9 protein-coding genes are annotated in these 15,365 nt (G+C 51.8%); 4 read left to right on the top strand and 5 right to left on the bottom strand.

All coding sequences use genetic code 11. The annotated features are described in order from the left end of the window. The first annotated feature begins 306 nt into the window (after positions 1-306). Together mgtA and GZ59_RS02190 are read left to right on the top strand one after the other, a co-directional pair. Positions 307-3,018 carry a magnesium-translocating P-type ATPase gene (gene mgtA, locus GZ59_RS02195; RefSeq protein ID WP_011092057.1) on the top strand — a complete coding sequence of 904 codons (2,712 nt, stop codon included), beginning with the start codon at positions 307-309 and terminating at the stop codon, positions 3,016-3,018. Positions 3,019-3,480: 462 nt separating this feature from the next. After that, positions 3,481-5,430: a methyl-accepting chemotaxis protein gene (locus tag GZ59_RS02190; protein ID WP_011092056.1), complete on the top strand. Its 1,950-nt coding sequence runs from the start codon at positions 3,481-3,483 to the stop codon at positions 5,428-5,430. Positions 5,431-5,584: 154 nt separating this feature from the next. On the opposite strand, the gene GZ59_RS02185 is transcribed toward GZ59_RS02190, so the two are convergent. After that, entirely contained in the window at positions 5,585-6,682 is a 1,098-nt protein-coding gene (locus tag GZ59_RS02185) for a DUF1615 domain-containing protein (RefSeq protein ID WP_039289750.1), read from the bottom strand. Positions 6,683-6,834: 152 nt separating this feature from the next. Here GZ59_RS02185 and GZ59_RS02180 point away from each other — a divergent pair, with 152 nt between their 5' ends. Continuing rightward, positions 6,835-7,626: an HNH endonuclease gene (locus GZ59_RS02180; protein ID WP_039289747.1), complete on the top strand. Its 792-nt coding sequence runs from the start codon at positions 6,835-6,837 to the stop codon at positions 7,624-7,626. Between the two features lie 11 nt (positions 7,627-7,637). On the opposite strand, the gene GZ59_RS02175 is transcribed toward GZ59_RS02180, so the two are convergent. The 4 genes from GZ59_RS02175 to GZ59_RS02160 form a co-directional block, all read right to left on the bottom strand. Beyond that, positions 7,638-8,984 (bottom strand): HEAT repeat domain-containing protein, encoded by a 1,347-nt coding sequence (locus GZ59_RS02175; protein WP_039289746.1) that lies wholly within the window; start codon positions 8,982-8,984, stop codon positions 7,638-7,640. A 459-nt stretch (positions 8,985-9,443) separates the two neighbouring features. Further along, positions 9,444-10,274, bottom strand: coding sequence for a hypothetical protein (locus GZ59_RS02170; RefSeq protein ID WP_039289745.1), 831 nt, complete (start codon positions 10,272-10,274; stop codon positions 9,444-9,446). Further along, positions 10,271-11,920, bottom strand: a complete 1,650-nt coding sequence (locus tag GZ59_RS02165) for a hypothetical protein (RefSeq protein WP_039289743.1) — start codon at positions 11,918-11,920, stop codon at positions 10,271-10,273. The genes GZ59_RS02170 and GZ59_RS02165 overlap by 4 nt, the downstream gene beginning before the upstream one ends. A gap of 16 nt (positions 11,921-11,936) precedes the next feature. Then, entirely contained in the window at positions 11,937-13,457 is a 1,521-nt protein-coding gene (locus tag GZ59_RS02160; RefSeq protein ID WP_039289741.1) for an OmpA family protein, read from the bottom strand. Positions 13,458-14,184: 727 nt separating this feature from the next. Here GZ59_RS02160 and GZ59_RS02155 point away from each other — a divergent pair. Continuing rightward, positions 14,185-15,180, top strand: a complete 996-nt coding sequence (locus GZ59_RS02155; RefSeq protein WP_039289739.1) for a LysR family transcriptional regulator — start codon at positions 14,185-14,187, stop codon at positions 15,178-15,180. The last annotated feature ends 185 nt before the right edge of the window (positions 15,181-15,365 follow it).

The raw sequence follows: 15,365 nt of genomic DNA, 5'->3' as shown, positions 1-15,365 counted from the left end.
CGTCCGGTTTAGGCAAACAGGGTTATGGTTACACCACTAAACTACGTGCTCTATTTCGTCAGCCGACGACTATTTTTATTTTACATCTCGCCACACGGCGATAAGGAGACAACATGGACGAGCACCCTCGATGGCCCGGTAAACCGCATCCGTTAGAATAAGGACCGTCTTCTTCCTCGACTTCTCTGTTCTCTCCGTCTGCGCCGTTTACCTCCCTTAATACCTTCATTTTTTTCCGCTTTACGTCCCTTTATCCGGGATGCGCGCCCGTGCGCGGCGGACAGGCAACATTAAGAGAGCAGCATCATGACCGATATGATCACGCAAACGGGGCATCGCCGCGCCCGTAAGACACCCACGGCCACCTTTGCGATTGCCCGTGAGGCACAAAACAGCCTCGATCAAACACTGGCGAACCTAAATACGCATCTGCACGGCTTAAGCCATGATGACGTCATTGAGCGTCAGCAAACCTATGGCGAAAACCGCGTCGCCCATGAAAAGGCGCCGCACGCGCTGGTGCAGTTAGCCGCCGCGTTTAATAACCCGTTTATTTACGTGCTAATGGCGCTGGCCGCTATCAGCTTTTTCACCGATTACTGGCTGCCGCAGCGCAATAACGAAGAGACTTCACTCACTGGCGTGATCATTATTCTGGTGATGGTTAGCCTGAGCGGCCTGCTACGCTTCTGGCAGGAGTTTCGTACCAATAAAGCCGCAGAAGCGCTGAAATCCATGGTGCGGACAACGGCCACCGTACTGCGCCGCCCTCACGCCAGCGCCACCGCCGTCATGCAGGAAATCCCGCTTCAGCAACTGGTGCCCGGCGATATCCTGATCCTCTCCGCAGGCGACATGGTGCCTGCAGATGTCAGGCTGGTGGAATCCCGCGATCTGTTCGTCAGCCAGGCGGTACTGACCGGTGAATCGCTGCCAATCGAAAAATACGATGTATTCAGCAATATCAGTGCCAAAGGCTGTCAGCCCACTGACTGCGGCAGCGAGAGCGATCTGCTGGCGCTATCCAACATCTGCCTGATGGGCACCAACATTTCCAGCGGCACGGCAACGGCAATCGTGGTGGCAACCGGCAGCCACACCTATTTCGGTTCACTGGCAAAATCTATCGTCGGCACGCGCTCCCAAACTGCCTTCGATCGTGGTGTTAACAGCGTAAGCTGGCTGCTGATCCGCTTTATGATCGTGATGGTGCCTGTCGTGCTGCTGATCAACGGCTTCACCAAAGGTGACTGGATGGAGGCCAGCCTGTTTGCGCTGGCGGTCGCGGTCGGCCTGACGCCGGAAATGCTGCCGATGATTGTCTCATCCAATTTGGCGAAGGGCGCGATTGCCATGGCACGGCGTAAAGTGGTGGTCAAACGGCTGAACGCGATTCAGAATTTTGGCGCGATGGACGTACTGTGCACCGACAAAACCGGCACGCTAACGCAGGATCGCATCATCCTTGAGCATCACCTGAACACGCAGGGCCAGATCGATGAGAGTGTGTTGCAACTCGCCTGGCTCAACAGCGCGCACCAGAGCGGCATGAAAAACCTGATGGATCAGGCCATCATGCATTTTGGTCGCCATAATCCAGCCATCTCCGCGCTGGGTCGCTATCGCAAAATCGATGAACTGCCGTTTGATTTTATTCGTCGTCGCCTGTCCATCATTGTTGCCGATGAACACAACCAGCAACGCTTGATTTGCAAAGGCGCGGTAGAAGAGATGCTAGCCGTCGCTACGCATGTCAGTGAGAACGGACAGCGGCATGAACTGGACGACGAACGTCGCAATACGCTGAAAAAACTGGCAGAGAGCTACAACCAGCAAGGGTTCCGCGTGCTGATGATTGGCACACGAGAGCTGAGCCCGGTGGGTAGCACGATGCCGCTCAGCGCCGTGGATGAACGCGATCTGACCCTCTGCGGTCTGCTGACGTTCCTCGATCCACCCAAAGAAAGTGCCTCCGCCGCGATTCGCGCCCTGCATGAAAACGGCGTGACGGTTAAAGTTCTGACCGGCGACAACGCGATTATTACCAGTAAGATCTGTCGCGATGTCGGGCTAGAGCCGGGCGAGGTGCTAGAAGGGAACGAGATTGATGCACTCAGCGATGAACAGCTCGGCGTGCTGGTAGAACAGCGCACCATTTTTGCTCGACTGACGCCGCTACAAAAATCCCGCGTACTGAAAGCATTGCAAGGTAATGACCATACGGTCGGCTTTCTAGGCGACGGTATCAACGATGCCCCTGCCCTGCGTGATGCTGATATCGGGATTTCCGTCGATACCGGAACGGATATCGCCAAAGAGTCAGCCGATATTATTCTGCTGGAAAAAAACCTGATGGTGCTGGAAGAAGGCATCATCAAAGGTCGCGAGACGTTCGGTAATATCATCAAATACCTGAACATGACCGCCAGTTCCAACTTCGGTAACGTGTTTTCAGTGCTGGTCGCCAGCGCCTTTATTCCGTTCCTGCCGATGTTGGCGATCCACCTGCTGATTCAAAACCTGATGTACGACATCTCCCAACTGTCGCTGCCGTGGGACAAAATGGATAAGGAGTTCCTACGCAAGCCCCGCAAATGGGATGCTAAAAATATTGGTCGCTTCATGCTGTTTATCGGGCCAACGTCATCGATTTTTGACATCACCACCTACGCGCTGATGTGGTTCGTGTTTGCCGCCAATAGCGTCGAGCATCAGGCACTGTTTCAGTCAGGCTGGTTCGTTGAAGGGCTACTGTCACAAACGCTGGTCGTGCACATGCTGCGTACCCAGAAGATCCCATTCATTCAGAGTACCGCAGCGCTGCCGGTGATGTTGATGACCGGACTGGTAATGGCGCTGGGCATCTATCTGCCGTTCTCTCCGATGGGGCCACTGGTCGGTTTACAGCCGCTGCCGTGGGAGTATTTCCCTTGGCTAGCCGCCACGTTGATTGGCTACTGCACCGTCGCACAACTGGTCAAACGCGCCTACATCCGCCGCTTCGGCCAATGGTTCTAATCCCTTCAACAAGGCGGGTGTTTTTCACCCGCCGAATTAGGAGCCCATATGAAACCTTCTCGCCACACATTCCTCGTCGTTATCTTTTTTCTCACCCTGATTTCACTGATTAACGTCACGATGCTGCTCACTATTATCTAGACAGTAGAAACACCGATACCGTGGCAAAAAAAGCCGCCCCTCGCGATAGCATAAGTTAACGATCTTATTTAGGGCATAAACCCTTAATTAAAATACCTACATTTGGTTATTAAAAAGAAAGATGACGGGGTAGTACCATACCTCAATAGTGAAATCTTCTTATGAAAGAAGCCCAACCAGAGTAGACGCACTGTTTTTATGGATGTTGCATCATCAATGCTAAATCATTGCTTCCCTGTGCCGAAACTAAAATAAACCCTGTCTACTTTTGCAAACTGCACATGTCAGAAAAGGACGGATTGCAGGATATGGAGCACACCTATGAAATCCCTTCATCACATATCGATCCGTAGTAAGTTCATTCTCGCCCTCCTCCCGCCCATCCTTGCTCTGCTATGGTTCAGTTTTTCCGGCGTGATGGAGCGACGTAGCACAGAGCATGAGATGATCCGTATGGAGAAACTGATTACGCTAGCACGTGACGCAGGCGAGTTAGCCCACCAGCTCCAGCGTGAACGCGGAATGAGCGCAGGTTATTTTGGCAGCCAAGGGAAGAAGTTTGGTGCCGAACTCACTACGCAGCGGCAAGCCAGCGATCGGGCACAGCAACAGTTTCAACAAACGGCTGCGAATCTCAGTGACAGTGAACTCGGTAACGATGTGAGTGGCGAGATCGGTAAAATTACGCAGAAAATGCAACAGCTTGACGAGTATCGTCGCAATATCGACAGCATGTCGATCTCTGTCACGCAGGCACTCGGCTACTATTCCGATTCCGTCAGCTATCTGCTGAGTATTGTCGGAGATATGACCCACTTGGTCAGCGACGGCGGTATTGCTCAGCGTCTGGCAGCCTATTACAACCTGCTGAACGTCAAAGAACAGGCAGGGCTTGAACGCGCCGTGCTTTCTAATACCTTCTCTGCCAATAGTTTTGCTACCGGGATGTTCGAGCGTCTGAACCAGATGGTAGGTAAGGGAGAGGCGTATATCACCGCCTATAACATGTTCGCCAATGCCGAGCTGCGTAAAGCTTTTGAACAGGCTCTTAACAACCCTGCGGCCCAGAACGCACTCCAGATGCGCAATAAGGCTATCGCTTCTCCCGGCGGCAATTTCTCCATCGATGCCAACCAGTGGTTTAACCAACAAACAGTAAAAATCGATGAGCTGAAGAACGTTGAGCAGCTTGCCACCAACGATCTGACGGCACAGGTTAACGCCTTAGCCGCCGATGCACGTCAATCCTGGATTAGCTATTTGGCTGGTGCGTTGATTTCTCTCCTGATGGCGCTGGGTCTGGCTTCGATGATTATGCGCAGTATCAACGAGCAGCTTCAGCAAACCCTGACGACCATTCGTGAGATGGGCGGCGATCTCACCCGTCGCCTGCGCGTACCGGGAACCGACGAGCTTTCACAGCTGAATCAGGCCTATAACGCCTCACTGGAAAACATCGCTGACATGGTGGTGAATATTAAGCGCAGTTCACAAACCATCGGGCGTGCCAGTAGCGAGATATCTAACGGCAATCAGGATCTGGCGCAGCGTACCGAAGAGCAATCCGCTTCACTGGTGCAAACCGCCAGCAGCATGGAAGAGATTACCGTCACGGTAAAACAAACTGCGGACTTTGCCGGACAGGCACGTCAATTAACAACGGAAGTGGACGATCAGGCTCACCGTGTCGGCACCATTACCGAATCCGCTAGCGACGCGATGGAAAGAATTCAGGATACCAGCCAGCGCGTGAATGCGGTGGTTGCCGCCATTGATGCCATTGCCTTTCAGACCAACCTGCTGGCGCTGAACGCCGCGGTTGAGGCTGCACGCGCCGGACAGCATGGTCGCGGGTTCTCTGTTGTCGCGGCGGAAGTTCGTCAGCTCTCGCAGCGTAGTGCTGACGAAGCGGGCAAAATCCGCGCGCTCATCTCCGACAGCATTGCCAGCGTCAATGAAGGTACGAAGCTGGTGAACCAATCTAATCAGGGGATTAACGACATCGTCACCGGCACGCGTAAAGTGCGCGATCTGGTGAATGAGATTGCGGTCGCCGCCGATGAACAGTCGCTGGGCATCGCACAAATTAACGAAGCGCTCAGCCAGTTGGAAATGGTCACGCAGCAGAATGCAACGCTGGTTTCACAGGCTTCCGTCGCCAGCCAATTACTGGATGAACAGGCGATTGAAATGGAATCGCTGGTCAGCCACTTCAAGGTTGACGACAGCGCACCACAGCAGCCTTTACAGCACGCGTTGTTATCAAGGTAGAGACTACCGTTAGAGAAGCGCGGAGATATCCCCCATGTCCGCACGATGCTGGAAGATTTCCGCGAAAATGCCGAAGAACGTGGCATCACGCCCAACCAATGGCCGGTTTGCTCTTCCAGCATTGTGATACTAACGCCCTCATTGAGGGCGTTGCCTATTTGGCTCTTACCAAACAGCGCTGCCGACGCTCATCGACGCGTTGGGCAAACCATGCGGTGGTGAGCTTACGGGTGATTTTCGGGCTTTCCAGCATAATCCCCGGCAGGATAGCGCGCGGAGCCTTACTGCCCGATTTATCCGCCAGCGCAAAGACTCGGTCATACAGGCTGGTGTCTTCAAAATCGAGGCTATTGCCCTTCTCCAGCCCACGCCGAATGGCGTTGTCGCTCATGTCCAGGCGTTTCCCTAACGCACGCACCGCCAACTCTGTGGCGCTGGCTTTATCCGAACTGTAGTTGATTAAATCACCGTCCAGCGCCAGCTTAACCCCCGTCAAGCGGCTGACAGCACGCTGGAACGCCGCATTTCGGCTGGCATACCAACCCGCGTTAAAATCCGCGAACCGATAAATAGACTGCGGGTAATTCGCCGAATAGCCCAATAGGTGCTTAATGCCAAAATACATCCCGCCACGACGGCTGAAGACTTCGCGGCGAAGAGAGCCGTCCACGGTATACGGATAACCCTTAGCGTTAGCGTCGGCAAAGGCGATGCTAACCTGCATCGGCCCGCCAGTATGTACCGGGTTCAGGCGACCAAACAGTTGCTGCCCCATCGGCACCATTTCGATGAAATCATCAAAGATCGCGCTGAGCTCTTTTTCCGTGCGTACCTTATCGAGCCGCTCGCTGTAGCTTTTTCCGTTAGGAGATTTGATGAGTAGCGCGGTGCGCACCAGAAACGCCGGGACATGAACTTTCTCCGCACGGCGGTCAATCTCCTGCCAGGCAATTTTCGACAAATTCGGTACCTGTGGATCGGCGTTAAACGTCGATTCCTGCTCAGTCACCGCCAGTACCGAACACAGGTTTTCATTACTGGGATCGAGCCCTTGTGCGGTAAACGCCGTCGCGATGTCGGTTGCCCAACCCTGACGATCTTTCACGTTATCAGGCAACAACTTGAGCAACTGCGCACGGACATCCGCAGGCCGCGATTCCTGCGTCGTCGCCGTTTTGCTGGCACAACCCGCCAGCACCAGCAGAGCCAACGCACACAAGGGACGGAACAAGGGAGAATAAGAACGGGACATAGTCTCTCGGCATCATGATAGGAAAGCTGCCAGAACGTTAGCGCAGCTCACGCAAATTATCCAGCAGGGGCAAACGCATGCATTTTTCGAACTGACCTGGCATAGTTAGCGCTATCACTAACCGAATGCGCTAACGAACGGACGAAACACGCATGGCTGCTACCAACCATTGGACGCGGGATCAGTTGCTGATCGCCTTCACCCTGTACAGTCAGTTGCCGTTTGGCAGGCTGCATTCGCGTAACCCCGACATCATTCGCTACGCGGCATTAATTAACCGCACACCTTCTGCACTGGCGATGAAGCTAGTGAATCTCGCCAGCCTCGACCCGTTCATTATTGACTCCGGCCGCACTGGTTTGCGCGGCGCCTCCAACGCTGACCGCGCACTGTGGCAGGAGATGGACGGCAATCCTGAGTTATTTGAACAGCAGTGTCAGCAGGCGATGATATCGCTCGAAGCAGGAACGGCGACAGCGACAGTTGCACCATCACCATTCCAAGCCAACGAGAGCGACATCCGTGATTATCACGGCGGCGAGCGCTTCGCACAGGTGAAAACACGCATTGGTCAGCAGCTATTTCGCAAACGCGTGCTCAGTAATTACGGCGAACGCTGCTGTGTGACCGGATTGGAAGAACCCACGCTGCTGGTCGCCAGCCACATTCGCCCCTGGAAAACGGCAGCAGAACACCGCCTCAACCCCAGTAACGGCCTCTGCCTGTCCAACCTGCACGACAAAGCCTTTGATATGGGTCTGATCAGCTTCAACGACTCGCTGGAAATGCTACTTTCTACACGCATCAAAAAGCTGAAAAGCGCCATCAGCGACGTCAACTTCGCCCAATACGAAGGCAAGCAAATCCACCTGCCAGATGCCTACCCGCCCGATCTGTCACAGATGGCATACCATCGTGAACATATTTTTTTGGGGCAGGGATAGAAGGCAACGAATCAGCCACCAAACAAAAACAGAGCGATGTACGGGCTTTTGCGCGAGATAACGTGCGGGTTTTTATCTAACAACTCCCGCAAACGCGCCTGCTGTCGGGTATTCGGCAGGATGCCCGAACGGTTGAATCGCTGCGTCCAATACGTCACGCCAGCCTGCGTTAGCGCAGCATTTTCTGCTTGCGCGTTATCCAATAGGAAAACCAGCCAGTCCCATTTATTCAACTTTTGGGCTAAAAAGTAGTACACCTCAATGTGTTCTCTGGAAGACGCGTCTTCCAGACAGCGCTGAAGTTCAGGCAGCGACAAATAGATTTTCTGCTGATAAAACAGCTTCCGCGCAACCTTCGCAATAGCAATAGAAGGATGGCGTAGGGAGGCCAACAGTCGTTCGCGAGAATCGTCACCCGTACGCAGAATGAGAATACGCAAGGCGCTGTGATAAAGGCTGGGATAACGCTCATCAATGTTGCGTTCCGCCAGCGCCACAATGCCGTCGTAACGATGTTCATCCAGCCCCCACAGCGTGATTTTACGCTCTGTCACGGTTGCCGCCCGATCCAATGCCGTAAGATAATGAGCAACCGGATCGTTGTTTGTCTCACGCAGCAGCGCTGAGGCTCGTTGGCGCACCAGCGCATTTTTATCAAACAGTAGCGCTACCAACAGGGGCTCAGGAACAGGGAACGCATTATCCATCACATACTGCAACGCCACCTGCTTGATGGGTGCGAAAGTATCTTTCAACAGAATCGCCATCACCTCACGATCAATATCCTGATCTGCGCTTAGCAGATACCGCTCAGCGTTAGCCCTCACTAACGGATCGCGATGTAACATCGCCTGATCAAAGATCTGCTTTAGCGGAAATAGGTCACGCTCAGCCAGAATATCCAGAGATAATCGAGCGACGGTTTTATCATCAGAAGACAGCCCCGCCAGTAGCGACGCCGCGTGAGCCTCCTCGGTCAGAAAGCTGACAATCTCATCCACCAGCGGCTGGTGATTTTCCCTCTGACATTGCAGCAGCCAGAAAATCTCAGGTAAATTGGCGACAAAATTCGCGGTATTATCCGGCGTTAACAGCAGCCGCACGCTCTGTTTGGCCGCACGCCGTACCGGCTCAGCCCAATCGTTCACCCGTTCAATCAGTGCCGGTAATGCAGATACCTCATCCATGAAGCCTAAACACAGCACCGCACGCTGCCGAATATGCCCGTTATAGTGACGCGTAAGCGCTATCAGGCGTGGCGCCGAATCTATCAAGCCAGACTGCGAGGGCTGATAATAGTTGTCTGGCAAAGCCACCAGCTTTTCCAACTGATATAGTAGTAATTCGTACGATGCCATATTCCCTACCCTCTCCTTTTTCCGTTTATCCACGGACGCCTTACGCCATCACCGTCCGATACAGCAGTGCATCCGGCATCGTTAACAAATGCGAACTTTTTCAAGACAGCTCTTTGTAATTATTTTTCGCAAATACCGCGACATTCTTTACGGTAGCCAATTGAAATAAAATAAGAATCCTGATTATTTCAAGAAATAAGCATACTTCTGCGAGCTTCATTCCAAAACCCGCTGTAACTCTACTGTAAATCCATCCACCCTATTTCACGTTTTTCGTCGTTGGAATAGAGTCTCTGTGCTGCGGCAACATCCGCAGCCTGTCTTTCACGCAGTTAGATGACGTTCAGCTCTGCGACCTCGGCGCGATTGCCGCCGAATCGATCGATGATTGCAGGTCCATTGAAAACAAAAAAAGCGCTAATGTCGTTCACACATTAGCGCCTTTCTGTCAGATAAAAGCTATTTTAGATCGACCGTCAACTCGGGTGCACCAAAGCTCACTACAGTGGCTTTCGAGGCCGCAAAGTATTGCCGCCAGAAAATTTCCAACTGCTGCATGATCTTGCCGGATCGATAGTTATTTTTCGAATCCGTATCAATCAGCCCTGCTCCCGCGATATACACATTCGCGCCAGTGAAATCCGCCACCAAATTTTGCTTTCCGGCACGCGCCATCTCTTTTTCCGGCTCTAACAAACGAATACTGTTGTTGCTGTAAAAGCTGCCAAACTCGCTGTTTTCCAGCATATCGGACACCAATAGGATCGTTTTGCTGCTCGTGGGCGTTTCTTTCAGGTCATCACCAATGTGCTTAAGGCTATCCATAATTTCGCTTTTGGCGATATTATCCCCACGATCGGCGAAGCTTTCTGCCATCTTTTTCCCGATATTTTGTGCAAAGAATTGCCGTTGTTGCACCAAACACCCATCAAGCGATTTCAGACTGTCCATGCCCAAACTGTTGCGTACCTTATGATCGGTGAACGGCATTTCCAGCTTGCCGTCAAAAACGCGCTTCATGTAGTTATCCTGCAACAGCGCCGAGAACTGATACATCACCACATGATCGCCGGGCTGCACATAGCGCACCACTTGATTCCAGATCGATTTTTTCAGATCAACAGGCACTTTGACCGTCTGGTCGACAATCACCACCAGTTCCCGACCGCTGTCAGCCGGGCGATGTTGGTCCAGTTTGGCAAAACTGTAGCAGCTAGGGATATCGTTACGTTCCGCGGCCTGCGACATACAGGTTACCCCCAGCAACAGCAGCGCGAGTAGCGACCTCATACGTTCTCCTTCGGACGCGCCTTATTCAGCAACGCTTGCACGCGCTGACGCTTCTGCAAGGACGCCAGCGACAGATCCAAATCGTCGGCAATCAGCTGTAGTTCTTCTTCGCTGAACGACGTCAAATCACCCAGTTCATGAATACGCTGCTTCTCGTCATCCGCTTCTGCCGTGCTGGCTGATGCCGCTACAGGCTGAGCTACCGAGACAGTGTCAACGACAGGAGGCGTCGATACAAGTGCAACAGGTTGGCTCACCGCCTCAACTGGCGCAGGCTCAATTGACTGAGCCGAGACAGATTGTACAATGGGTGCCTTCGGCTGTACGGGTTCGTTTGTCGCCTGTAAATGCGCATTCAACTCTGCAGTAGAGCGCGCTTTATCACGCAGCTTGCCACTGATGTAATCATCAAACGTCGGCAACGTAGTAAGCGGTTCACTCTGGCTATTGGTGCGCTTCATCATCAGGCGATTTTGCAACGCGGTCAGCTTTTCTTGTCCATCGCGCTCCACGCGTTCACGCCGCATCGCGTGCCATGACGCAAATTCTTCAGAACCACTGAAATTGCCAATATATTTCGCCGCTGCTTTGGATTCAATCCCAGCAAATGAGCGATAAATACCAATCAAAATACCAATCAGCTGCACACCAACAAAAATGACGGACAGGATGATGAACGTCAATTTGGAAGCGAATACACGGTTGTCCGTGATCTCTTGTGACGCCTGCGTATCCGCCTTGGCATTATCCGCCGCCGCGCCCGACGGCAAATCAAACGGAGAGGTTTCGCTAGTTTGAACAACCTGTGAAAACGGCGAACCGTTCACTGCCTGTGTATCCATCGCATTGATGGTCGCCGCACGCACCAGATAGGCACCAACAGAGAAGAAAATAATCAGCGCCAGTGCAACCGCCGTTGCCCAATACTGCGGCTTAACGTGAACATTGTGCGTTACGCGATTCAACATCTGGATGTAGTTTGGATCGTTGTCATCCAAACGGGTATTTTCCAGCGAGATTTCGTGGTTCTTGCTCAACCCCTTAGCAGAGCCGCTATGGCGCGCTTCTGAATACCAGTAACGGATCTTTTTCAGCAGCGTGTTTTTATGCAGTTCGGATCCCATCAAGTGAGTGGCAGGCACCAGCACCACACCGATCAGAACGGAGATAACAATCGCCGAGAACTCGGCCTGATTGGCAGAAATGTTACTCGCGATAAACGGAGAGAGTACCAACGCGAAAATAAAGGCTTCGAGCAGGACCAACACGACACTACAACCCCACAAGATCACGCCCGTCTGTTTACGACCCCGCTCATCCACCTTGTTCAGGTAGTTGACGCAGCGCAGGTAAAAATCGGCATCCAGATTAGAGGTTTTATAGTACTGCCAATATTTCGCGCAAATCGCTTCTTCCGCAGGATACCAAGCCAGTTTACCCGTGCCTTGACGACGCGGTTCATTCGCGCGAGACAAACGAGATACATGGCCAATCAGCGGCAGGCTGCTCATCAGGTTAAGGAAAAAGTAACTGACCTGATCCCACCAGCGGATAAAGATCAGTACCAACGTCATTAGCACCAATAACGGCCAGAAAATGTAGCGATAAAGCGAAATCGCCTCAGCGATGCTTTGAAATAATTCCATGATCAATACCTTCTAATTAACTACGCGTTGGGGTGTAGCTCGCGATGTATTCTTTGCTGTGATTGCTGTAGAACAGCTGCCCTTGCTGCGCCTTACTGGCCTTCTTCGGCACCAGTAAATCTACGCAGGAAAGTGCCTGCTGTGTTTCATCTTGCAGGTAAACCCGATACAGAATGCTGTCTTCGCCTTCCCACGCATTCGCCACCGCATTTAATGGCGCATCAGCTTTACGGTTACCTTTGGACTGGTAATCGCGCGTGACATACACCTTCGGATTTTCCACTACCGTGGCGTTATCGCTCAGTACCTTAACGGGCGAGAGCGTGACCAGATGATTATTCACCAGCCCTGCCCAGGCACGACCATTCATGCCCGGCAGATATTCTCGGGTTTCATGGGTTTCAACCGCTTTCCCGCTAGCCAGGTTTTTAGCTTGTCCACTGACGCGCACATTATCTGCTACACAGCTTTTTAGCATACTGCTGGCATTCGCTTCTGGAATCAGGCTGAATCCGCTGCTGCGTGGCTTGAGGTTCGCCGCCAGAACAGGCGTGGATGAGTTGACTGGCTGCCCGCCAAAATCAACAAAGCTCTTGCTATTAGCGGGCTCGGAGGCTTTCTTCGTAGTAGGCGCACCTGACGGCTGTGGCGGGACTGATGGCGTTACCGCTGCAGTCTCCATTTCTGCTTTACGAGTTGGCTCTACTTTACGATTGGAAGATGATGTAGATGGCTTCGCCTTGCGGCTTGATGTAGAAGAAGAGCTAGCTGTCGACGTAGCCTGCTCAGCCGTGCCATAACGCAGATAAGCAAGGTTACTGCCTTCCTGTTCAAGCCTCTGTTTTAACAGAGTTTCATTTGCCAGACCCACGATCTCGACCCGACGGTTGGAAGTCCGCCCCGTTACCGTGACGTTATCGGCTACCGGACGAGCGGAACCTGCACCCTGAAAATAAAGTTTTTGTGCACTCAGGCCAGCCTGTTCAAGCACCCGACCGACATTCTGTGCGCGTTGCTCTGAAAGACGCTGGTTCCATTCTGCACTCCCAGTGGCATCAGTATGCCCCACAACCAGAATGACACCGCTTTGGTCTCCCTCTTTCATCGCTGTAGCAATCTTTTTGACCTGCCGTAAGCCGTCCGTAGAAAGCTGCGCACTATTGGTATCAAACATGCCGCTATCTTGGACCTGAGCCACCAGCCCTACAGTTTCAGTACCACTTTTTTCCTGAGATTGCAGAGAACGCGTTGTAATTGCGATATTTTCTTCCTGAGCGATTTTTGCCAGCGCTTCCTCGCGGTTCTGCCAAACGTTTCCTAATGCACAGCCTGCGGCACCGCCTAACAACCCTCCCGCTACGGCTTTCTTGGCATCACCCGTTACCAGATAGGTAATTCCACCGCCCAACGCAGCCCCGCCAATACAGCCAATCGCCGTGCCATAGCTGCGGCCCGCATCATGCAAAGTCGCACAGCTTGTTGTCAGTGTCACAATGGCAGCAAGCAGGCTAATTCTTCTGACTTGATAATGCTTCACTCCATATCCCTCATCCTTAACCACCCAAAATGCGAAAGAACCCCGAAAAATAGAATTATTTTATCCCTTAATTAACATGCTGTTATGTCATATTTTTGAAAAAAGTCGTGAATCAGATGAAATATCTCACTGCGCCACTTTCTCAATAATCAGAATGGTTAATTAATTCGGCATAGTTTTTTCCGCACCTAACCACCACTCAATGTGAATAAAGTGGAAGGGTACGAAATCAGTTTTTATATTAATCTCGTTGAATTAGCGTAAAAAATGAAGAAATTAAACGCCAACGGATGTAAATCCGTAAGAGAGTATTTCGTATCGTAACAAAGGTGTCAACACGCCGTTAAAGGGAAATGTTATACCTTAGTCCTTTGAAATACAGGCGCATTTTCTACCCTATGACGAATCTTCCCCCGTCCCTCTACGCTCATTTTATTGACTCGCCGTTTCTCAATAATGGCTATTCATTCACCGAAAATACTGCCAGCTTCTGTTGGGATCCTTCGTCCTTCTCTATGCTATTTCATGCAGTAAAATCCATGAATGCCATATCTTCAGATCCGCTAAAGCTAGAAATAAGAAAAAATTAATCAGTGATGCAACCTGTATTTTTTCTGAAGTTAGCCGACTATTCTGACATCAGTTAGCGAGGTCGTAGTCAGCGAGATGAGATAGACTAACGCTTCATATTTCGACGACATTCACCTTGCAGCGTAGGCAAACTCACATGGTTAAACGCACAGTGTCCGCCAATAAATCGATCGATATGTACGCCGTCTATGTTTTTGTGACGATGGCGGAAGCAGGAAGCATGACGGCAGCCGCTACGCGGTTAGGCCTGACGCCCTCTGCCATCTCGCAAACGATCCGCTTATTGGAAGAAGATTTTGGCGTCAAGTTGGTTAATCGGGCTCGTCGCCCCTTTGTCCTGACGCCCTATGGCATTGCGTTGAAAAACCGAGGAGAAATCCTGACGGAGGAGATCGCAAACCTCAAGGCACAGGTGCTGGAGGCGGGAAAAGGAATCAAACCCGACTTGCGTATTGGGCTGGTCGATTCGTTTGCCATCACCTGCGGTTCCGTGTTTACCAAGAGTTTGATGAAAAGTTCATCGCAGTTGCTGATTCGTACCGGGCTCAGCCCACAGCAGGGTGAAGCGCTCATGCGCCGCGAGCTGGATCTGATCGTAACCAGCGACCCGTTGATCGACAGTGATAGCGTGGTGCGCCATCAGCTGTTTTCCGAAGGCTATTTCATTATCACGCCGCCGGATTACCGCAAACGCATCAAAACGGTTGAGGATATCCGCGAGCTTTCCGCCGCACTGCCGCTGGTGCGCTTTAACCGGAACTCGCAGATTGGAATGCAGATTGAGCGCTACCTGCGCCGCATCGATATCCGCGTGCCGAACATGCTCGAATTTGATAATGCGGATACCTTAACGTCGATGGTGGCAGCAGGCATCGGTTGGGCAGTAACCACCCCACTCAGCTTCCTGCAATCCGTTGCTCACTCTCGCGAGGTGCTGACACATATGCCGGAACAGCTGAATATCAAGCGTTCGCTTTATATTATCGGGCACCGCGATGAATACAGTGCGTTCTTTGAAGAAGCGTGCGATGTCACGCATGACATTATCAAAACCGTATTTGTTCCAAAATTGAAAACGCTGAACCGTGGAATAGAAAAGCTGGTTGAGATTAACCCAGATAATACGGAATAACCTATTAGGTATCATTTTTAACGATTGGGAGACGCAGCAAAAATGGAGGAATATATCCGCCAATAGTCATTTAACGATGCTTATTCAATGTTCGTCTCCCCGAGAACTCTTTTTTAGTCATGATTTTATCAAAGTCGTGATGGATTTTTGTCACCTAAAAATGCAAAAACAGGAAACAACAATCC

Source organism: Pectobacterium atrosepticum, from assembly GCF_000740965.1.
GTDB lineage: Bacteria > Pseudomonadota > Gammaproteobacteria > Enterobacterales > Enterobacteriaceae > Pectobacterium > Pectobacterium atrosepticum.
The sequence above is the reverse complement of the archived record's forward strand: the minus strand, read 5'-3'. Positions and strand labels throughout refer to the sequence as shown.